The organism is Streptomyces sp. NPDC054783 (assembly GCF_053611725.1).
Window position 1 is genome coordinate 503,460 of the sequence record NZ_JBSHAY010000001.1, and the last position, 19,324, is coordinate 522,783.

16 protein-coding genes are annotated in these 19,324 nt (G+C 71.3%); 8 read left to right on the top strand and 8 right to left on the bottom strand.

All coding sequences use genetic code 11. From position 1 onward, the window contains the following. Nucleotides 1–84: 84 nt before the first annotated feature. Nucleotides 85–1,239 carry a PP2C family protein-serine/threonine phosphatase gene (locus ACWGJ5_RS02310; protein ID WP_453307898.1) on the bottom strand — a complete coding sequence of 385 codons (1,155 nt, stop codon included), beginning with the start codon at nucleotides 1,237–1,239 and terminating at the stop codon, nucleotides 85–87. A 339-nt stretch (nucleotides 1,240–1,578) separates the two neighbouring features. Here ACWGJ5_RS02310 and ACWGJ5_RS02315 point away from each other — a divergent pair, with 339 nt between their 5' ends. The 5 genes from ACWGJ5_RS02315 to ACWGJ5_RS02335 all read left to right on the top strand — a co-directional run bounded on the left by ACWGJ5_RS02315 (nucleotide 1,579) and on the right by ACWGJ5_RS02335 (nucleotide 4,766). After that, entirely contained in the window at nucleotides 1,579–2,274 is a 696-nt protein-coding gene (locus tag ACWGJ5_RS02315; RefSeq protein ID WP_453307899.1) for a hypothetical protein, read from the top strand. Beyond that, nucleotides 2,271–2,549, top strand: a complete 279-nt coding sequence (locus ACWGJ5_RS02320; RefSeq protein WP_453307900.1) for a hypothetical protein — start codon at nucleotides 2,271–2,273, stop codon at nucleotides 2,547–2,549. Before ACWGJ5_RS02315 ends, ACWGJ5_RS02320 begins: the two co-directional genes overlap by 4 nt. After that, a complete protein-coding gene (locus tag ACWGJ5_RS02325; RefSeq protein ID WP_453307901.1) occupies nucleotides 2,546–3,289 on the top strand; it encodes a metallophosphoesterase family protein in 744 nt (247 codons plus the stop codon). The genes ACWGJ5_RS02320 and ACWGJ5_RS02325 overlap by 4 nt, the downstream gene beginning before the upstream one ends. A gap of 452 nt (nucleotides 3,290–3,741) precedes the next feature. Beyond that, nucleotides 3,742–4,035: an MFS transporter gene (locus tag ACWGJ5_RS02330; protein ID WP_453308264.1), complete on the top strand. Its 294-nt coding sequence runs from the start codon at nucleotides 3,742–3,744 to the stop codon at nucleotides 4,033–4,035. Nucleotides 4,036–4,190: 155 nt separating this feature from the next. Then, nucleotides 4,191–4,766, top strand: a complete 576-nt coding sequence (locus ACWGJ5_RS02335; RefSeq protein WP_453307902.1) for a hypothetical protein — start codon at nucleotides 4,191–4,193, stop codon at nucleotides 4,764–4,766. Between the two features lie 10 nt (nucleotides 4,767–4,776). Here ACWGJ5_RS02335 and ACWGJ5_RS02340 read toward each other — a convergent pair whose 3' ends face one another. Then, the gene (locus tag ACWGJ5_RS02340) at nucleotides 4,777–5,766 is read right to left on the bottom strand and encodes an aldo/keto reductase (protein ID WP_453307903.1); all 990 of its coding nucleotides are present in this window, start codon (nucleotides 5,764–5,766) and stop codon (nucleotides 4,777–4,779) included. A 952-nt stretch (nucleotides 5,767–6,718) separates the two neighbouring features. Here ACWGJ5_RS02340 and ACWGJ5_RS02345 point away from each other — a divergent pair. Continuing rightward, a complete protein-coding gene (locus ACWGJ5_RS02345) occupies nucleotides 6,719–7,624 on the top strand; it encodes a hypothetical protein (protein WP_453307904.1) in 906 nt (301 codons plus the stop codon). A gap of 159 nt (nucleotides 7,625–7,783) precedes the next feature. Further along, nucleotides 7,784–11,158: a pyruvate carboxylase gene (locus ACWGJ5_RS02350; RefSeq protein WP_453307905.1), complete on the top strand. Its 3,375-nt coding sequence runs from the start codon at nucleotides 7,784–7,786 to the stop codon at nucleotides 11,156–11,158. A gap of 33 nt (nucleotides 11,159–11,191) precedes the next feature. Here ACWGJ5_RS02350 and ACWGJ5_RS02355 read toward each other — a convergent pair whose 3' ends face one another. The 6 genes from ACWGJ5_RS02355 to ACWGJ5_RS02380 all read right to left on the bottom strand — a co-directional run bounded on the left by ACWGJ5_RS02355 (nucleotide 11,192) and on the right by ACWGJ5_RS02380 (nucleotide 17,666). After that, nucleotides 11,192–11,644 carry a hypothetical protein gene (locus ACWGJ5_RS02355; protein ID WP_453307906.1) on the bottom strand — a complete coding sequence of 151 codons (453 nt, stop codon included), beginning with the start codon at nucleotides 11,642–11,644 and terminating at the stop codon, nucleotides 11,192–11,194. A 94-nt stretch (nucleotides 11,645–11,738) separates the two neighbouring features. Next, nucleotides 11,739–12,515 (bottom strand): polysaccharide lyase family 7 protein, encoded by a 777-nt coding sequence (locus tag ACWGJ5_RS02360; protein ID WP_453307907.1) that lies wholly within the window; start codon nucleotides 12,513–12,515, stop codon nucleotides 11,739–11,741. A gap of 129 nt (nucleotides 12,516–12,644) precedes the next feature. Next, complete coding sequence (locus ACWGJ5_RS02365; RefSeq protein ID WP_453307908.1) at nucleotides 12,645–13,853, bottom strand: carbohydrate-binding protein; 1,209 nt, start codon at nucleotides 13,851–13,853, stop codon at nucleotides 12,645–12,647. A gap of 77 nt (nucleotides 13,854–13,930) precedes the next feature. Beyond that, nucleotides 13,931–16,165: a TIM-barrel domain-containing protein gene (locus ACWGJ5_RS02370; protein ID WP_453308265.1), complete on the bottom strand. Its 2,235-nt coding sequence runs from the start codon at nucleotides 16,163–16,165 to the stop codon at nucleotides 13,931–13,933. A 713-nt stretch (nucleotides 16,166–16,878) separates the two neighbouring features. Further along, complete coding sequence (locus tag ACWGJ5_RS02375; RefSeq protein WP_453307909.1) at nucleotides 16,879–17,295, bottom strand: PaaI family thioesterase; 417 nt, start codon at nucleotides 17,293–17,295, stop codon at nucleotides 16,879–16,881. A gap of 155 nt (nucleotides 17,296–17,450) precedes the next feature. Further along, the gene (locus ACWGJ5_RS02380) at nucleotides 17,451–17,666 is read right to left on the bottom strand and encodes a hypothetical protein (RefSeq protein WP_453307910.1); all 216 of its coding nucleotides are present in this window, start codon (nucleotides 17,664–17,666) and stop codon (nucleotides 17,451–17,453) included. Between the two features lie 482 nt (nucleotides 17,667–18,148). Here ACWGJ5_RS02380 and ACWGJ5_RS02385 point away from each other — a divergent pair, with 482 nt between their 5' ends. Next, nucleotides 18,149–19,273: a GNAT family N-acetyltransferase gene (locus tag ACWGJ5_RS02385; RefSeq protein ID WP_453307911.1), complete on the top strand. Its 1,125-nt coding sequence runs from the start codon at nucleotides 18,149–18,151 to the stop codon at nucleotides 19,271–19,273. The last annotated feature ends 51 nt before the right edge of the window (nucleotides 19,274–19,324 follow it).

Here is a 19,324-nt window from a genome sequence, read left to right on the forward strand (position 1 = left end):
CGTGCGGCCCCGCCCCGCCCCACTCGGGGCGGGGCCCACGCCTGCCGTGACACCCGGCGCAGCCCGTGCACGATGGCCCCGACCTCACCGGGGCCGGAGGCTGTCCGTGTCGGCGGCCCGGCCGTGGTGGTGGCGGCGGCGGTCGACGGCCGTGCGGTGCAGTGCGATGAGTGCGGCGTCGTCGCCCAGTCGGCCGCCCACATGGGCGAGCAGATCGCGCCGCACATGGTGCATCAGCGCCTCGGGGCTGTCGTCGGTCCAGCGCACGACCCGCTCGGTGAGCGGATAGAACCGGCCGCGGGTGTCCCGGGCCTCCACCACGCCGTCGGTGTACAGGAGCAGGGTGTCACCGGGCTCGAAGGAGAACACGTCCAGCGTGCGCTCCGAGTCGTTGTGCACCCCGAGCGGCGGGGACGGGTGCAGGCTCGGGACCGTGACCGCGTGGCCGGGGCTCAGCAGCAGCGGCGGCGGATGGCCGCAGCTGGTCATCCGGGTCACCGGATCCCGGTCCGGAATCTCCACGAGCAGTGCGGTGGCGAACCGCTCGCCCGCCTCCTCCGGCGGATCCAGTTCCTCCGCGTATCGGGTGACACTCTGCTCCAGCAGGGCGGCCAGCTCGGGGAGCGGCATGTGCCGGTGCGCGCTCTCCCGGAATGCGCCGAGCAGCAGCGCCGCCTCGCCGATCGCGGACAGGCCCTTGCCGCGCACATCGCCGATCAGGACCCGTACCGAGTCGTCGCACCGGGTCGCCGCGTACAAGTCGCCGCCGATCTGAGCCTCGTCCTCCGCCGCCAGGTACAGCGAGGCTATCCGCAGCGGGCCGATCTGCTCGGGCAGCGGCCACATCAGCACGTGCTGCGCGGCCTCGGCGACCGTGCGGACCTGGGCCAGCTGGGCCTGCCGGCGCTCCCGCAGGGCGCTGTAGACCACCAGCGTCACCGTCAGCAGGGCGAGGGTGATGATCTGCACGACGTGGTTCATGGTGCCGATCCCGCCGTGGGTGAAGCCGATGAGGACCTGCGCGGCCAGCGCCAGCCCCCCGATGGCCGCCGTGGTCCGGGGCCCGGCGAAGGAAGGGGTGATCGCGGGCGCGATCACCAGGGCCGGACCGAGGTGGACGTTGGTGGGGGCACGCATGTCCACCATCGTGATCACCACGATGAGCAGGATCGGGAGCAGCAGCAGAGCGTGTGCCGACTGCAACGGCTGCCGCGGACCCGAACTGAGCCGAGGCCTCATTCCTACAGGGTGCGCCTGTGCGGGACGCGATGCACGTGAGTACGGCCGCGGGACCGACGACACCGGCATCCGGGTGGCGAGCGGCACGGGGCATCCGGGGTACGGGGACGGGCCCCGTGGAGTGCCGATCAGGCCGGCGCCGCGCCGCCCCAGGCACCCAGCACCGCCTGCCGCCGCGGTGAGGTTCCGGCCTGGGCACTGCGTCGCAGGTCGGGCGGACCGGGCCGCCGCGATCCGCCGGGCCGTACGCCGTGTCGGTGCGATCGCGCCGGGTACCCGTACGAGCCTCAGGTCCGAACCGGCCGACCCGGCGGTGCCGGAGCCGCGAACGGAGATGCCATGACGCACAACGGGGAGGGCACCGCCCCACTCCGGCGACCGGAGGTCACCGAGCTCCGCCTCGCCGGGGGCGGACCGGACCAGCCCGTCGCGCCGGCACCGGGACCGCCGGGACAGCCGGACCTGCCGCAGGACCGCAGCCAGGCGATCCTCGAGGCCACCAAGGAGATCGGCGCCCTGCTCAAACGCGCCGGCCATCCCTTCGCGCTCGCCGGGAGCGTGGCCGTCTACGCCCACGGCGGCAGCCGGTACCTCCAGCACGACGCCGACTTCTGCGTGCTCGCCGACGACGCAGAGCCGGTGGTCACCACCCTGCGCGAGGCGGGCCTTCCCATCCGGACCCCGCCGGAGGACTGGCTGCTGAAGACCACCTGCCGCGGGCAGAACGTCGACATCATCTTCTCCCTCGCGCACCAGCCCGTCACCAAGAAGATGCTGGAACGCGCCCATGTCCTGCCGGTCGACTCGGTACTGATGCCCGTTCTCTGTCCGACCGATCTGATCCACAGCCTGATCAGTGCCTTCTCTGAGCACTACTGCGATTTCGGCGCCGTCCTGCCGGTGGCTCGCGCCGTCCGCGAGAAGGTCGACTGGGACGAGCTCCGGGCGGCCTGCGGCGACCAGCCCATGCCGGCCGCCTTTCTCTTCCTCCTCGAGCGGCTGAACGTGATCGACCCCCAGGAGGGGCAGCCATGACCGACACGAGCCCGCCGCCCCCGCCGGCGGCCGGCAACCTGGACTACCGCGTCGCCCACCTTGCCGAGCGCCTGGCCACCGGGGACCTCGGAGAACTCGGCGTACGGCTGGAGCTGCGCGGTGACGCCATCCTGCTGACCGGTACCGTGCCGTCCGGCCAGTGCCGGGACGACATCTGCAACATGGCCCGAGAGGAACTGGCCGGGCATCCCGTCCACTGCGACATCCTCATCGCCGGGACCTCCTCGCCCGACCACGGAGAGGACCTGACATGATCCGCGTCGCGGCAGTCGGGGACATCCACATGGCCCCCGAGAGCCAGGGCACGCTGCGTCCCTCCTTCGAGACGCTGCCCGGGTGCGCCGACGTCCTGCTGCTCGCCGGCGACCTCACCCGGCACGGCACGACCGAGGAGGCCGCGGTCGTCGCACGGGAGATCAAGGATCTCGGGGTGCCGGTCGTCGCCGTCCTGGGCAACCACGACCACCACGACGAGCGGCCCGAGGAGGTCACCGCGATCCTGCGGGACGCCGGCGCCCACGTGCTGGAGGGCCAGGCCGCCGTCGTCAGCGCCGGCGAGGCCCGGATCGGGGTCGCCGGGACGAAGGGCTTCGGCGGAGGATTCGTCGGGCGCTGCGCGGGGGAGTTCGGCGAACCCCTCATGAAGGAGTTCGTACGGTACAGCCGCCGGTGCGCCGACGAACTGCACAGCGCCCTGAAGGACCTGGCCGACTGGAACTGCGACGTGCGGATCGCCCTGACGCATTTCTCGCCCGTGCCGGACACCCTGGCCGGGGAGCCGCCGGAGATCTACCCCTTCCTCGGCAGCTATCTGCTGGCGGAGGCCATCGACACCGCCGGTGCCGACCTCGCCGTGCACGGCCACGCCCACGCCGGCACCGAGCACGGCATGACCAGCGGCGGCGTCCGCGTACGAAACGTGGCCCAGCCGGTCATAGGACAGGCCTTCCACGTGTACAACCTGCCGGCTCACGAGGAACACACACAGGGGTGAGCCCGGGGTTGGTGAGGCGGCCGGACGGCGGGTGTCCCTGTGGACCGGGGTTGATGTGTCGCGTCTTCCGGCGGCCCAGGGCGATGGCGAGGGCCGCCCGGCCGACAAGACAGCCGAGCGGTGCGCCCCCCGGTCGGCCAGCCGCGCAGAGCCCGGCCACCGCCGTCGAGCGCGACCCGGACGATTCCCCGTACATCCCGGTCGGGCAGTTCCGGCACCCACGCTGAGCGAGCCCCCGCAGACACCCCGCCGGACCGGACTCCACCGACGCGCCCGCTCAATACACCCGCGTCAGCAGTTCCAGCACCTCCGCCCCTCCGGCAGCCGGGGCGCGTTCTTCGTCACCGCGTCCGCGACCGTGCCCGCCGCCATCGCCGGGAGCAGGCCGCGGCCGGCGCCCAGCTCGCGCAGGGGCCGCTTGACGTCCAGCGCCCCGGACAGCTCCCGTATTCATCTTCCTCAACGCCGCGTTCAGCGTACTGACCGCCGTCTACCCGCTGGAGGTGTTCCCGACCTCGCTGCGCGCCACCGGCGTCGGTTTCGCCACCGCGATGAGCCGGGTCGGCGCGGCCGTCGGCACCTTCCTGCTCCCGATGGGCCTCGACCGCTTCGGCGCCCGGTTCGTACTGCTCGTCGGCGCCGCCGTCCTTACCGCACGGGCTCTGGTCTCCCGGCTCCTGGCCCCCGGGACCACCGACCTGGACCTCGCGACGGCGGCCCGCACGACCCGGGAGCCTAAGGCCTGAAGTCCCGGTCCGGAGCGCTCCTCCCACGGTCCGACCGGCTCCTCCGCCGTCCGGCGGAGCCGGTTCGGCCCGCGGGACGATCCACCGGACCGGTCGGCCCTGCGATCTTCGGTACCGGACGGGCCCGCCGGGCCCACCGAGACCGAGGACCGCGCATGGACCCGATGCCGCCCCGCACCGCGCTTCTCCCAGGCGGCCGTCCGACGGCCGCGTGGCGGGCGGCACACGAACCCGTCGAGGGCGTCTCCCGCAGGGCCCGCCTCATCGCCTGCGCCATACCGCTGACCGTCCTGCCGTCCAGTCTCTGGCGGCTTCCGGTCGCCCTCCGCCCCGGCATCGGCATCGGCGAACGCGCCTACATCCTCGGGCTGTCGGGTCTCTCCGAGGCCCTCGCGTTCACCGCGTTCGGTCTGATCGCCCGCTGGGGCGAGGTGTTCCCGAGGTGGGTGCCGTATCTGCGCGGCCGACGCGTCCCGGTGAGCGCGGCGGTGGTCCCGGCCGGGCTCGGGGCCACCGCCCTGACCGTGCTGTGGACGGCGCTGACCTTCATGACCGAGGTCATGGACCGGACGATCACGGGCGAGCGCCTGCCCGCCGACTTCCCGACCCGGGTGGGCGGCCGGCAGGCCCTGTCCCTGTACGTCTGCTACACGCCCCTGCTCCTGTGGGGCCCGTTGCTGGGCGCGCTGACGGTCGCCTACGCCAGACGCCGCAAGTGCAGCGCCCCGTGAGGGGCGGTGCTCAGCGATTGACGGCCCTCATCCCGGCCTCGTCGTACCGCTCACCGGCCACCGCGGGCAGCTCCGCGTCGATGCGGGCCAGATCCTCCTTGGCCAGCTCGATACCGACCGCACCGGCGTTCTGCTCCAGGTAGCTGCGGCGCTTGGTGCCGGGGATCGGCACGAGGTTCTCGCCCTGGGCCAGCACCCAGGCGATGGCCAGCTGGGCCGGCGTCACGTCCTTCTCGGCGGCGATCTCCTTCACCTTCTCCGCCAGCCGCAGGTTCGCCTCCAGGTTGGCGTCCGTGAAGCGCGGGTTGTTGCGCCGGAAGTCGTTCGCGTCCAGCTCGTCCGGCGAGGTGAAGCGGCCCGCGAGGAAGCCGCGGCCGAGCGGGGAGTACGGCACGAAGCCGATGCCGAGCTCCCGGCAGGCGGGCAGCACCTCGGCCTCCACGTCCCGCGTCCACAGCGAGTACTCGCTCTGCACGGCGGTGATCGGGTGTACGGCGTGCGCCCGCCGGATGGTCTCCGCGCTCGCCTCGCTCAGCCCGATGTGCCGCACCTTGCCCTCGGCGACCAGCTCGCCGAGCGCGCCGACCGTCTCCTCGATGGGCACGTTCGGGTCGACGCGGTGCTGGTAGTACAGGTCGATGTGGTCGGTGCCCAACCGCGTCAGCGAGCCGTGGACGGAGCTGCGTACGTGCTCGGCGGAGCCGTCCTGCCGGCCGATCGTGCTCATGTCGCCCGGTACGGCGTCGTCCATCCGGTAGTTGAACTTGGTCGCGATCACATACTCGTCGCGGTGTCCCCGGATCGCCTCTCCGACCAGCGACTCGTTGGTGAGTGGGCCGTACACCTGCGCGGTGTCGAGGAAGTTGATGCCCAGTTCGAGGGCCCGCCGGATGGTCGCGACGCCCTCCTCCTGGTCGGCGGAGCCGTAGAAGGCGGACATGCCCATGCATCCGAGGCCGATGGCCGATACCTGGAGGTCCCGCAGACTGCGCTTCTGCATGTGATGTCCCAGCCTTTCCTGCACATGCGACGGTCGTTCCGTACGGCGCACGGGCCGGTGCCGTTGTGCGCCGTACGTCTGCGACGCTACGAGTTGGAGCGCTCTCCAAGTCAAGCAACGCTCCGAGCCCGGCCAGGAAACCAGCCGCACCGGCCGCCCGAAGCGAGGGCGCGCTGCTCCGGACGGGTGCAGAGGTTCACGACGGCCGCGACCATCAACTGCAGGGTGGAGGCGATCTCCTTCGGCCGAGGTGACGCGAGATCAGAGGGCGGGTACGGCGGGATCGGAAGGCTGGTACGGGCGTGAAGGAGAAGCGCGCGTCATCACCATCAGGCCCTGGGCGATCTCCTCGTCACTGAAGCCGCTGTCGTCGGCCGGTGGTCAGGTGTTCGCCGAGCGGTGGTGAACTGGCGGCCACAACACAGGAGTTCGTGAGGACGACTCGGACACCGCGGACCCGCACACCCCGCCGAGCCGTTCGAGGGGCCTGCTTGGGAGGACGGATGCGAGGGGGTGGAGGTTGCCTCTGAGGCCCGGATTCCGCCGCCGCGGACCTGTGGGTCTTCCCACACCCCTACGCATCCGCAAAGGATCTTGACGACGGCCTCCCGGCTCGCTGAACTGTCACCGATCGGGTCTCACCACCACAGAGGCCCACACCGGGGGAGGGACCGGGCGCATGTCGGAACGACAGCAGCGCAACCAGCAGGCGATGTTGGCGTATTCCGTGATCGCACTCACCAGAACCGAAGAAGGCACCGGCGGCTGAACGCGCGGGCGCCGCGGCCCGCACGCGGGGGTGGGCCCGCCGGGAGAGATCCGTACATCTATACGATGGCGGCCGATATGGGTGGATGACCGAAAAAACACCCCGAGGCCGGAATGCCGGGATCGGGGTGAAGGGGGCGATGTACATGACGGGGGAGCCGAAGGTGATGGGCTGCCGTGCCTCATGACGACTGAAGCGCGCATCGAGTGGTCCCGCGCACTGCTCGCACGCCTGGTCCGGTTCACCGGGCGCACGCTGCGGGGCGAGTGGCACGCCATCGTCGTCGAACCGGTACGGCGGTTCACGCGGCGCGGACTGTCCGGCCTGCTGCTGGCGTGCGTCGCCGCGTTCGGCGTCATCTTCTTCCACGCGATCGCCCAGCACCCGCTCGGCGCGCTGTGGGTGACGCGGCTCGGCGGCGTCAGGGCCGACCTGCCGCTGTGGCTGTCGCTGCTGCGCACGCCCGTGTCGCTGTACGTCCCGGCGCTCGATCTGCCGGTGTGGGCGGGCATCACCCAGCTGTTCCTCGCCTTCGCCTGGGCCGAACTGGCCCTGGGCCGGGCTCGGACGCTGGCGATCTCCTACGCCACCACCCTGGCCGGCACGCTCACCGCCCGCGTCATGATCGCGCTGGGTCCCGGCTGGTGGGGCTTCGGGCTGTCGCACCAGTACGCCGAGGTGCTCGACACCGGGCCGTCCGCGGCCGTCGTCGGCCTGTTCACCTATCTCTCGGTGGTCAAGCGCGCCCCCGTGGTGTTCACCCTGACCGGCGGCTCGATGGTGTGGGAGTCCATCGCCGTGCCCAACCTGGCCGGCCGCGAGCACCTGATCGCGGTGGCCTCGGCGATCGTCCTCGGCCTGCTGCACGGCCGTCGCGCCCGACTGCGGGGCCTTCTGCGGGCCGTTCCGCGGTCCCTGCTGCCCGTCCGCGACCGCGGGCCCGCGCCCACGGAACCACCCGCCGTCCCCCTCCCGGCCCCCGCCTCCGCACCGTCCCGGACCGTGCCCGTACCGGCGAGCGCCGAACGGTCGCGGGCAGGGGCGCAGGAGCGGTCCCAGGACACGGCAATGACCTCCCTGGAGTGCTGATCCCCCCGGTGCGTGCCTGTGGCGCGGCCCACCCCGTCAATGTGATGGTTTTCGCACGTCGACACGCGCGGCCACCCCCTAAGGTGGCCCGCGAGGTACGGCAGGGCGTGGCTGACACCATGGTGTTCGTCGCCGACAGGCAGCTGAAGGGAATCCAGGATGTTCCGCAAGGTGCTGGTCGCCAACCGTGGAGAGATCGCGATCCGCGCGTTCCGGGCGGGCTACGAACTCGGCGCGCGCACCGTCGCCGTGTTCCCGCACGAGGACCGCAACTCGCTGCACCGGTTGAAGGCCGACGAGGCGTACGAAATCGGGGAGCCGGGACACCCCGTGCGGGCCTACCTCTCCGTCGAGGAGATCGTGGGCGCCGCCCGCCGGGCCGGCGCCGACGCCGTCTACCCGGGCTACGGCTTCCTGTCCGAGAACCCCGAACTCGCGCGTGCCTGCGAGGACGCCGGCATCACCTTCGTCGGCCCGAGCACGGCCACCCTGGAGCTGACCGGCAACAAGGCCCGCGCGGTCGCCGCCGCCCGCGCCGCCGGCGTGCCCGTGCTCGGCTCCTCCCAGCCCTCCACCGACGTGGACGAACTGGTGCGCGCCGCCGACGAGATCGGCTTCCCCGTCTTCGTCAAGGCCGTCGCGGGCGGCGGCGGGCGCGGCATGCGCCGGGTGGAGGACCCCGCCCAGCTGCGCGAGTCCATCGAGGCCGCCTCCCGCGAGGCCGACGCCGCGTTCGGCGACCCGACCGTCTTCCTGGAGAAGGCCGTCGTCGACCCGCGCCACATCGAGGTGCAGATCCTCGCCGACGGCGAGGGCAACGTCATCCACCTCTACGAGCGCGACTGCTCGCTCCAACGCCGCCACCAGAAGGTCATCGAGCTGGCCCCCGCCCCCAACCTCGACCCCGAGGTGCGGGCGCGGATCTGCGACGACGCGGTGCGCTTCGCGCGGGAGATCGGCTACCGCAACGCGGGCACCGTCGAGTTCCTCCTCGACCCCGCGGGCAACCACGTCTTCATCGAGATGAACCCGCGCATCCAGGTCGAGCACACCGTGACGGAGGAAGTCACGGACGTGGACCTGGTCCAGGCCCAGCTGCGGATCGCCTCCGGCGAGACCCTCGCCGACCTCGGCCTCGCCCAGGACACCATCACCCTGCGCGGCGCCGCCCTGCAGTGCCGTATCACCACCGAGGACCCCGCCAACGGCTTCCGCCCGGACACCGGCCGGATCAGCGCCTACCGCTCCCCGGGGGGCTCCGGCATCCGCCTCGACGGCGGAACCACCCACGCCGGTACGGAGATCAGCGCGCACTTCGACTCGATGCTGGTCAAACTCACCTGCCGCGGCCGGGACTTCAAGGCGGCCGTCGGCCGCGCGCGGCGTGCCGTGGCCGAGTTCCGCATCCGCGGCGTGGCCACCAACATCCCGTTCCTGCAGGCCGTCCTGGACGACCCCGACTTCCAGGCGGGCCGGGTCACCACCTCCTTCATCGAGCAGCGCCCGCATCTGCTGACGGCCCGCTCCTCCGCGGACCGCGGCACCAAGCTGCTCACCTACCTCGCCGACGTCACGGTCAACAAGCCGCACGGCGAACGCCCCGACCTGCTCGACCCCGTCACCAAGCTCCCGCCGCTGCCGGCCGGCGAGCCGCCCGCCGGCTCCCGCCAGCTGCTGGTCGACCTCGGCCCCGAGGGCTTCGCCCGCCGGCTGCGCGAGTCGCCGACGATCGGCGTCACCGACACCACCTTCCGCGACGCCCACCAGTCCCTGCTCGCCACCCGCGTGCGCACCAAGGACCTCCTCGCCGTCGCCCCGGTCGTCGCCCGCACCCTGCCGCAGCTGCTCTCCCTGGAGTGCTGGGGCGGCGCCACCTACGACGTCGCGCTGCGCTTCCTCGCCGAGGACCCCTGGGAGCGGCTGGCCGCCCTGCGCGAGGCGGTACCCAACATCTGCCTCCAGATGCTGCTGCGCGGCCGCAACACCGTCGGCTACACGCCGTACCCGACCGAGGTGACCGACGCCTTCGTGCAGGAGGCCGCCGCCACCGGCATCGACATCTTCCGCATCTTCGACGCCCTCAACGACGTCGGCCAGATGCGCCCCGCCATCGACGCCGTACGCGAGACCGGCACGGCGATCGCCGAGGTCGCCCTCTGCTACACCGCCGACCTCAACGACCCGGGCGAGCGGCTCTACACCCTCGACTACTACCTGCGGCTGGCCGAGCAGATCGTCGACGCGGGCGCTCACGTCCTCGCGGTCAAGGACATGGCCGGACTGCTGCGCGCCCCGGCCGCCGCCAAGCTGGTCTCGGCGCTGCGCCGCGAGTTCGACCTGCCCGTGCATCTGCACACGCACGACACGGCCGGCGGCCAGCTCGCCACGTACCTCGCCGCGATCCAGGCGGGCGCCGACGCCGTGGACGGCGCGGTGGCCTCCATGGCCGGTACGACCTCGCAGCCCTCGCTGTCGGCGCTGGTCGCCGCCACCGACCACTCCGACCGCCCCACCGGGCTCGACCTGCAGGCCGTCGGCGACCTGGAGCCGTACTGGGAGGGTGTCCGCAAGATCTACGCGCCGTTCGAGGCGGGCCTCGCCTCCCCGACCGGCCGGGTCTACCACCACGAGATCCCCGGCGGCCAGCTGTCCAACCTGCGCACCCAGGCCGTCGCCCTCGGCCTCGGTGACCGCTTCGAGGACATCGAGGCCATGTACGCCGCCGCCGACCGCATCCTCGGCCGCCTGGTCAAGGTCACCCCGTCCTCCAAGGTGGTCGGCGACCTCGCCCTGCACCTGGTCGGCGCCGGTGTCTCGCCGAAGGACTTCGAGGAAACGCCCGACAGGTTCGACATCCCGGACTCGGTGATCGGCTTCCTGCGCGGCGAGCTGGGCACCCCGCCCGGCGGCTGGCCCGAGCCGTTCCGCACCAAGGCCCTGCAGGGCCGGGCCGCGCCCAAGGAGGCGCCCGAGCTGTCCGCCGAGGATCGCGAGGGCCTGGCCAAGGACTGCCGCGCCACCCTCAACCGGCTGCTGTTCCCCGCCCCGACGCGGGAGTTCGACACCCACCGGCAGAGCTTCGGCGACACCAGCGTGCTGGACAGCAAGGCGTTCTTCTACGGACTGCGGCCCGCCAAGGAGTACGCCGTCGACCTGGAGCCCGGCGTCCGGCTGCTGATCGAGCTGCAGGCGATCGGTGAGGCCGACGAGCGGGGCATGCGCACGGTGATGTCCACGCTCAACGGCCAGCTGCGGCCCATCCAGGTCCGCGACCGCGCCGCGGCCTCGGACGTGCCGGTGACGGAGAAGGCCGACCGCGCCAACCCCGGCCATGTGGCAGCGCCGTTCGCCGGTGTGGTGACCCTGGCGGTGACCGAGGGCGACGAGGTCGCCGCCGGTGCCACGGTCGCCACCATCGAGGCGATGAAGATGGAGGCCACCATCACCGCGCCCAAGGCGGGCCGGGTGTCCCGCCTGGCCATCAACCGCATCCAGCAGGTGGAGGGCGGCGACCTACTGGTGGAGCTCGCCTGACACGGCGCTCGGCACCTACCCGCTCGACGACGCTCAGTCCCAGAGCGGGTAGGTCATGACCTGCTTGAACCCTTCGGGCCGCTCATCGGCGTAGGTGAGGGTCATCCGCGTGTAGTGCTGCACGCTCGGATGCTTCTGCCAGGGCTTGGGTTCGTCGAGCCGGACGGTCACCCGGTAGCCGTGGAAGCGGCCGGCCGCGCAGTACGGCTTGCAGTCGTTGACCATGTTCACACCCCTGGCCGACGCCCCGTCCGGGCTCCACTGCGACCAGCGGAGCCCCACGAGCCGGCTGTTGCCGTCGCCGCAGGCCAGGATGAAGTCGGTGGGACGGACGTTCTGCTGCCACATGCAGTCGACGAGGACGGGGCGTGAGGTGTCGGCCTTGACGGCCGCTGTCGGCGGACTCGCCGAAGCCGGGGTCATGGCCGCCGGCAGAAGGGCGCCCGCTGCGAGGGTGACCGCCGTTGCCCACACTGATCCGCGCATGGTCGCTCCCACCCGTCGTGCTGTGTCCGACCGCGTTCACTCGACGCTACGACCGTACGGCCGATTGCACCAGTCGCGCAGGTCGGGCGGCGTGTCACCCGTGGGCGACGGTCAGGCCGTAGAACGCGACGCGGGCGCCGTTGGTGGTGCTGTCCGAGGAGGACTGGTTGTAGGAGCCGGCCTTGAAGTACTGCTTGTACTGCTGGAACGACGACGGGATCCCGTAGCGGGTGGTGGTGCCGTTGACGGTCAGGTCGATGGTGTTCCCGCCGGACACGGCGATGGTGTAGCTCCACGTCTTGCCGACCGACACGTGCCCCACGGCGTGCGAGGTCTGCCCGCCGGACGGCGAGTTCTCCGTGCCGAGGACGATGTCGCCGTCGGCGTGGTAGTACAGCTCCAGCAGCGGCTTGGTGGAGGAGCCGCCGCTGCCGAGGTGGATCTGCCCGACGCACACGTTCTTCGTCACGGACACCACCCGCAGCGTCGCGCTCATCCGGTGCGAGCCGGACAGCGCCCAGTCGGCGGCGCTGCCGTCCCGGTTCATCTCGCGCAGTTCGGAGCGGGCGTAGTTGGAGTTCGGGGTCGTCACGCCCTTCTCGGGCGCCCAGAAGGTCATCGCCCCGTCGCGCGTGTCGGTGTAGAAGTACGTGTCCTGGTAGCCGTTCGCGCCCTGGAGCCGGGACGACGGGATGGTGATGGGGCTGCCGGGGGAGCCGACGGGCTCCTGCAGCTCCCAGACCGACAGGTCGAAGTTGCCGCCGGGTGCGACGCGCGGGTCGGCGGCAATCGCGCTGGGGCTGCCGAGGAGGGCGAGGGCCAGGGCGAGGCCCGCGGTGGTCGACACCGCGAGGAGCCGGGATCGGGTCATGTGGGGGTCCCTTCTGGCGAACCGAAGGCCGGACCGGTGGATGCGTTCAGCATGGTGAACGCTGAACGCATCCTTGGTCGCAGCGATGACCCGAGAAGCTAGAGGTCTGAACCAGACACGTCAAGTGACTCAGCAGGCGCCCTCGTCCTGCCACGGCCCCCATTCCGAGGCGCCCGGCACCTCGTTCTGGGTCCACCACTTGGCCTTCCAGTTGTGGTTCTTGTACGAGGCCTCGTCCCCGGCCGTGTACACCGCCGACGAACTCCACGCGTTCTTGCAGGAGGTCGGAGTCGGGGTGGGGGTGGGTGTCGGTGTGCTGCTCGGCGGGGTGGCGCCCGCGAACTTCACCGAGTACTTGGCGAAGTCCCAGTCGTTCTGCGCCACGCTGGAGCAAGTGCCCGACGTACGACCGCCGTTGTCCGGCGGGCTGCACTGCCGGTCCCGGTTCAGGGACCAGAAGGTGAAGCGGTCCATGTTGTGGCTCGTCGCGTAGTCCAGCACGGTCTGGAAGTCGGCCTGGGTGAAGTACTCGCCCGAGTCGCTGCGGCCGTTCATACCGGAGAAGCCCTCGTGGGCGTACGCGGTCGCCTGGTCCCAGCCGAACGTCGACTGCAGGATCGAGTTGAAGTTGGTCAGCGCGCCGGTCTGGCTCGCCGCCCCGTTGAAGCCTCCGTCGAACGGCATGATGGAGAAGTTGTTCGGGGTGAACCCCTGGGACTTGGCCTCCAGCAGCATCTGCTTGCCGAACCAGCCGGTGCCGTCCGCGGTGCCGGCCGTCGTCACGGAGACGTAGAGTCCGGGGTTGTTCTGCTGGAGGATCTTCGCCGCGCCGATCTCGTTCCTGATGGCCGCGGTGTTCTCGTACTCCGGCTCCTCCAGGTCGAAGTCGATGGCGTGCAGGCCGTACTTGGTGATGACCTGCTGGTAGGCCGCCGCCGTGGACGCGGCGTCCGCGCAGGTCTGGCCGAGCTTGGTGCCGCCGTAGCCGCCGATGGAGACCGACACGTCACCGCCCTTGGCGCGGATCGTGTTGATCACCGACTGCACGGCCGTGTCCGAGGAGACGGGCGCCGTCCCGCCCCAGGTGGGCGAGCAGCCGCCGCCGTTGGGGGCGAGGACGAAGGCCAGCTGGAACGCCTTCAGGCCGGTGGCGTCCATGATGGCGGCCGGGTCCGGCGGGTCGTTGTCCAGCGGCATCAGATACGGGGCGGCGGCATACCAGCGATTGCTCAGCGCGTCGGTCGCGCCCGAGGCGTTGCTCGCGACGAGCGCGGTCGTGCCGGCGGCGGCGAGGGTGACGGCCGCCGCCGCGCCCAGACATGCCCGAAGACGTGTCACTGCGTGCCTCCAGAGGGTGGGGGTGGGGAGGTCCCCCGGGCGGGGAGCCCCACCCTCCGGGAGCTGTTGCGGTCACGTCAAGAAGTTGGACTAGACCAACCCGCTCTTTGGACTAGACCATACGCTCTCTTTGCTTGCCTTTGCCTCCCGTCGACCAGTCGCACCGTGAAGCCCCGGTCCAGCGACAGGCCCGCCGTGGTGATGGTCGTGACGTGTGTGCCGGTGTCGTACGACCAGGCGGAGGCGGGCAGTTGGCGGCCGTCCAGCAGGACCCGGGCGGGTGCCGAGTCGCCGTGCACGGTGAACCGGTACGTGCGGGCGTCCACCTTGCCGGCGTAGTCGCCCCTGCTCGCGCCCACCGAGACGGTCGTCCCGCCGCCGTCGGAGTGCAGGAACACCCGCTGGGTGGCGGCGGCGCCCCGGGCGAAGTCGCGGGTCACCCCGTCGTCCTCGTACAGCGTGTAGTGGCTCGTGCCGCGGGCCGCCGGATACAGGTCCCAGTCCAGCTCATGCCGGTCCCGGCTCTGCCAACTCGTCGTCCCCTTCGGCCACATCGGCACGACCGCGCCCTCACGCACGAACAGCGGGAGCGTGTCGATCGGGGCGTGGTAGCCGTTGACCGTGGTCGGACCCTGGTAGGTACGGCCGGTCCAGTAGTCGGTCCAGGTGCCCTTCGGCAGATAGATGCCGTCGCGGGTGTCGGAGTCCTGGTAGACCGGCGCGACGAGGAAGTCGGGGCCGGACAGGAACTCGTACTTCGCCTGATCCGAAAGGGTATTGGGGTCGTCCGGGAACTCCAGCCACAGCGGGCGCACCGCGCCGACACCGGTCTTCGCGGCCTCGGCGGAGAGTGTGTACATGTACGGCAGCAGCCGCTCCTTCAGTTGCAGGTACTTCCTGTTGACGGAGGTGTACGGCTCGCCGTCGAGCCAGGGCTGCTGGTCGGCGGGCTTGCCGGTGGTGAGGTCGCTCGCCCAGCCGTCCATGGTCATGATGGCCGGCAGGAACGCCTTCCACTGCAGGTCCCGGGCGTACATCTTGGCGTCGTGGCGGTAGATGCTGCCCACGTCACCGGTGTTGTAGGCGATGCCGGACATGGTCGCCCCGGCGTAGGCCGGGATCTGCCAGCGGATGTAGTCCCAGGACAGTTTCTGGTCGCCGCTCCACAGCACCCCGCAGCGCTGGGCGCCCGCCCAGGACACCGGCAGCCACACGAAGCCGCGCGCGTCGCTGTTGTCCTCGATCCCCTTCTTGGCGGCGTCGCACGCGTCCAGTGCGAACTTGTAGCCGTTGCCGACCCAGGCCACGTCCAGCTTGGCCACCCGCTGGCCCGCCTTGACCTGGTCGGCGAGCTTGTCGATGCCGTCCTGGGTCCACAGGCCGAGCTGGGCATGGTGGTCCTGCAGGCCCTGGGCGGTCTGCGCCAGGTTCTCGTAGCCGCAGCCGTAGCCGTCGTTGACCAGCATCCAGCCGAGCGGCATCTGGTGCTCGGTGTACCCGTCGGCGATCTTCAGCGCGTCCAGGGTGTGCCGCTCACCGCGGTTGGCGTTGTGCAGGTAGCAGTCGGAGTCGCCGGGTTCGAGGCCGTACACCGGGGGCATGAAGGGTCTGCCCACCAACGCCGTGTACCCTCCGATGACTTGCCTGGCGTCCCCGAGGAAGTAGTAGGCGTCCAGGCGCCGTTCCTGCTGACCGGTGGTCACGGGCGAGCCGAAGGTGTACACGCCCGGCGCGAAGGTGTTGCGGAAGACGCCGTAGCCCGCGCTGGAGAGGTAGAACGGCTGGGAGTTGTTGTAGCCGCCCTCGTTCCAGTCGAAGCTGTTGGCCACGTACATCGTCTGCCCGCGGTGCGAGAAGCTGCCGTTCTGCTCCCCGCCACCGAAGAACTGCTCGTCCGCGCCCCGCACCAGACTCTGCCGCATCCCGCCGGTCGACCAGCGCAGCGGCTTGTCCTCCTGCCAGATCCGGGTCCGGTTGTCGGGCTTGTACAACCCGAAGCGCAGCGGCTTCTTGTACACGCGCAGCACGGCCTGCGGGGAGCGGATGCCGTAGTAGTCACCGGCGTCGAAGGAGGAGGTGTGCCGCTCGGCGGCGGGCTCCTTGCGCACGATCGCGGTGCCCGCCGGATCGCTGAGCGAGCCGGACGGGTCGGCCTGCAGCCGCAGTTGGCCTCCCGTCAGGAAGTCCGCCCGTGCGGTGAGCCGCCCGGCCCTGACGGTGTAGGTGCCGTCGCCGCCCGAGAAGGACGTGAGATCGCCGGCATCGGTCGTGGCGGGCAGGTACGCGGTGCCCGTGAAGGAGTTGTCGTGCACGTCGTACGGCACGACCACCACGTGGTACGTCCCCGACGCCCGCGGGATCACCGTGGCCTCCGGGTCGGCGGTGCCCGCGCTGGACGCCACCTGCTTGCCGTGGTCGTCGTAGACGTACAGGTCGAAGTCGTCGGAGGGCTTCTCCCACTTCACCGCCAGCGGGACGCCGCCTTCGGGGTTGTCGTCCCAGTAGCCGGCCGGCACCGAGACGGTCAGGTCGAAGCGGTCGCAGACCTTGTTGTCCGGGTCGGCGGCGGGATCCGGGCAGCTCTCGGTGCCGCCGCCGGTGCCCTTGGCGTAGAGCGGGCTCTGCCAGCTGACGCTGCTGTGGGCGGGGTCGAGCAGGGCGCCGGAAGTGGTGGCGGCGGCATGGGCGGGCACCGGGGCGGCGAGCAGGGTTCCCGCCAGGGCGGTCGCGAGCCCCAGTGGTACCCAGGCCGGCCACGGCACACGGTGGCGCAGTCTTCGCGGTCTTTGCACGGCGGAACAGCTCCCCTCGCAGCACTGCGGACTGACTGTTCTTGCTCCTGATGCTCACAAGCGCTCGAAATAGGCTGCAATCGAGCAACTTCAAGCAGGAAGACTCGGGGCTGATGCAGGTTCATGTCAAGACCGCAGAGCCCGGAACCCGGCCGGACACGGGCCCCGAACCGGCCTGGCACGCCGAAGGCCGGCCCCCTCGACAGCGGGGCCGGCCTTCGCACGCGGGTCGTTCAGCCCGCGTTCTTCCGGAGCACGATCTGGGTCTGCGTGGTCTGGCCGACCAACCGGCCCCGGCCGTCGCGCAGATCCGTCTGCACGACGATGAGCGTGCCGCCGAGATGCAGCGGCCGGGCGACGGCATCGACGTGTCCGGCGGTGACCGCCCGCAGGAAGTTGGTCTTGGACTCCACCGTCGACGTACCCGTCGCCCCCTCGGGCAGGTTGAGGAAGGCGCACACCGCCCCGACGCTGTCCGCCAGCGCCATCAGGGCGCCGCCGTGCAGCGCGCCGCCCGCCGTACACGCCTCCGGTGACCAGGCCAGCGAGCCGACGGTGCGCTCGGCGGTGGCCTCCTTCAGCTCGATGCCCAGGCCGGCCGCGAACGGCATCGCGGCCAACAACTCGGCGGGCTGGGGACGGGACGACATGGTGTACCGCCTTTCGCGAGAGCAACGGTGATCAGGCAGTGTGCCAGTCCGTTCCCGGAAGGCTCCTGGAGCATGGCGGGTTTCCGGACACCGGCGCCGCCGCAGCCGGCGTCCGCCACCTCCTCGTACCACGGTCTCCTTGACCGAAGGGGACGTCAGAGCGAACTGCCCGTGGTGAGCAGGACGTCGAGGCCGGCGCGGCGGAAGAAGTCGGCGCGGCGGAAGAAGTCGGCGCGGGTGCGGTCGGCGACCGCGCAGACGACCTCGCTGCCGTCACCGACGGGGTCCAGGTGGCCACGCCGCGCCGGCGCAGCACGGAGGTCGCCGAGCTGCGGGAGGAGTGGGAGGTGGCCCTGCACCGCACCGGCCACGAGCGGATCGTCCCCCCTCGCTCGGTGTCATCGAGCTGGACTGCCACAGCCTCTTCAGCCAGGACGGCCGTCAGCGGCTGCTGCGGTTCAGCGCCCCGCCCGGTACCGAGGGGGCCACGGCTGGAGCTGCTCTCGGCGATCGGCAACCAGGACCTGAGCGCCAGGTCGGAGGGGCCGGGGTCGGCTCCGCCGAGCCGGCCGGCGTGGGAGCGCACCAGACTTGTCACGATGTCGCCGGACCCGTGGCGGATCGTCCGTCGCCTGAGGCACCCTTGACAGTGTGCGTACTGTTTCGCGACGTTTGAGCAGTCGCGTGCGGAGGGGATGCGGCGCACATCGGAACCAGTGGGAGGACGCGCCCGGCGCGTCTTGGGGGGAGCGGTCGCCCATGCGATCCATGAGCCATGATTCACACGCCTCACCGGCCTGTGCCGCCTCGGGCACACCGTTCGCGGAGCCTGCGGAAGGGCGGTCGAACTGAGGTGGAGATCACCATCCACAGACCCGGCGAGCTGACGCCCGAGCTGCGCGGGGCCTGGCACCGCGCGATGGACGAGTCGCCCGAGTACTCCAATCCCTTCCTCGCACCGGAGTTCGCGATCGGCGTCGGCCGGTACCGGCGCGGGGCCCGGGTGGCGGTCCTGCGCGAGGACGGGGAACCCGCCGGGTTCTTCCCGTACGAGCGGGGGCCGTTCGGCGCAGGACGGGCCATCGGGCTCGGACTGTCCGACTGCCAGGCCCTCGTGCACCGGCCGGGGGTCACCTGGAACGCCGGGGAACTGCTGCGGGCCTGCGGGCTCAGCATCTTCGAGTTCGACCATCTCGTCCAGGAGCAGCGGCCGTTCGCGCCGCACATCACGGGTACCTTCTCCTCACCGGTGATCGATGTGAAGCCCGGCGACGGCGGCTACCCGGAGTGGCTGCGCGCCACCTACCCGGGCCTGGCCAAGACCACGCTGAAGAAGGAGCGCCGGCTCGGCCGGGACATCGGCGAGGTGCGGTTCGAGTTCGACGAGCGTGACCCGGAGGTGCTGCGCACCCTCATGCGCTGGAAGTCCGCGCAGTACCGCAGGACCGGCCGCATGGACCGGTTCTCCCGGCCGTGGATCGTCGGCCTGGTCGACCATCTCTTCCGCGTCCGCGAGGAGCACTTCACCGGAGTGCTGTCCGTGCTGTACGCGGGCGACCGGCCGGTCGCCGCCCACTTCGGCCCCCGGTCGAGCACCGTACTGGCGGCCTGGTTCACCGCCTACGATCCCGAACTGCACTACTACTCACCGGGGTTGATGATGCATCTGCGGACCGCCGAGGCGGCGGCCCGGCACGGGGTGACCCTGGTGGACCTCGGGCGTGGCGACAAGGAGTACAAGGACTGGCTCAAGACCCGCGAACTGCGGGTGGCCGAGGGCTTCGCGGCCCGTCCGCACCCGGTCGCGCTGGCCCTGCGGCTGTGGCGCAGACCGGTGCGCGGGCTGCGGAACACGGTCAACGCCCATCCGCAGCTGCGCGAGCCGGCCGACCGTCTGCTGAAGACGGTGGGCAGGGTGCGCAGTCAGGGCGTGGCGGCTACGGCGGCCGCCGGGAAGAATCGCCTTCCGGAGCGGTAGCACTGGCAGGTTCTCGTCAAAATTTGGCCAAGCGGCGGACGTCTTCGCGCC

Coding starts and splice junctions, on each gene's coding strand:
- ACWGJ5_RS02340 (WP_453307903.1), bottom strand. CDS start 5,766: ATGCAGAAGCGCAGTCTGCGGGACCTCCAGGTATCGGCCATCGGCCTC.
- ACWGJ5_RS02315 (WP_453307899.1), top strand. CDS start 1,579: ATGACGCACAACGGGGAGGGCACCGCCCCACTCCGGCGACCGGAGGTC.
- ACWGJ5_RS02375 (WP_453307909.1), bottom strand. CDS start 17,295: ATGTCGTCCCGTCCCCAGCCCGCCGAGTTGTTGGCCGCGATGCCGTTC.
- ACWGJ5_RS02360 (WP_453307907.1), bottom strand. CDS start 12,515: ATGACCCGATCCCGGCTCCTCGCGGTGTCGACCACCGCGGGCCTCGCC.
- ACWGJ5_RS02325 (WP_453307901.1), top strand. CDS start 2,546: ATGATCCGCGTCGCGGCAGTCGGGGACATCCACATGGCCCCCGAGAGC.
- ACWGJ5_RS02335 (WP_453307902.1), top strand. CDS start 4,191: ATGGACCCGATGCCGCCCCGCACCGCGCTTCTCCCAGGCGGCCGTCCG.
- ACWGJ5_RS02345 (WP_453307904.1), top strand. CDS start 6,719: ATGACGACTGAAGCGCGCATCGAGTGGTCCCGCGCACTGCTCGCACGC.
- ACWGJ5_RS02350 (WP_453307905.1), top strand. CDS start 7,784: ATGTTCCGCAAGGTGCTGGTCGCCAACCGTGGAGAGATCGCGATCCGC.
- ACWGJ5_RS02355 (WP_453307906.1), bottom strand. CDS start 11,644: ATGCGCGGATCAGTGTGGGCAACGGCGGTCACCCTCGCAGCGGGCGCC.
- ACWGJ5_RS02310 (WP_453307898.1), bottom strand. CDS start 1,239: ATGAGGCCTCGGCTCAGTTCGGGTCCGCGGCAGCCGTTGCAGTCGGCA.
- ACWGJ5_RS02320 (WP_453307900.1), top strand. CDS start 2,271: ATGACCGACACGAGCCCGCCGCCCCCGCCGGCGGCCGGCAACCTGGAC.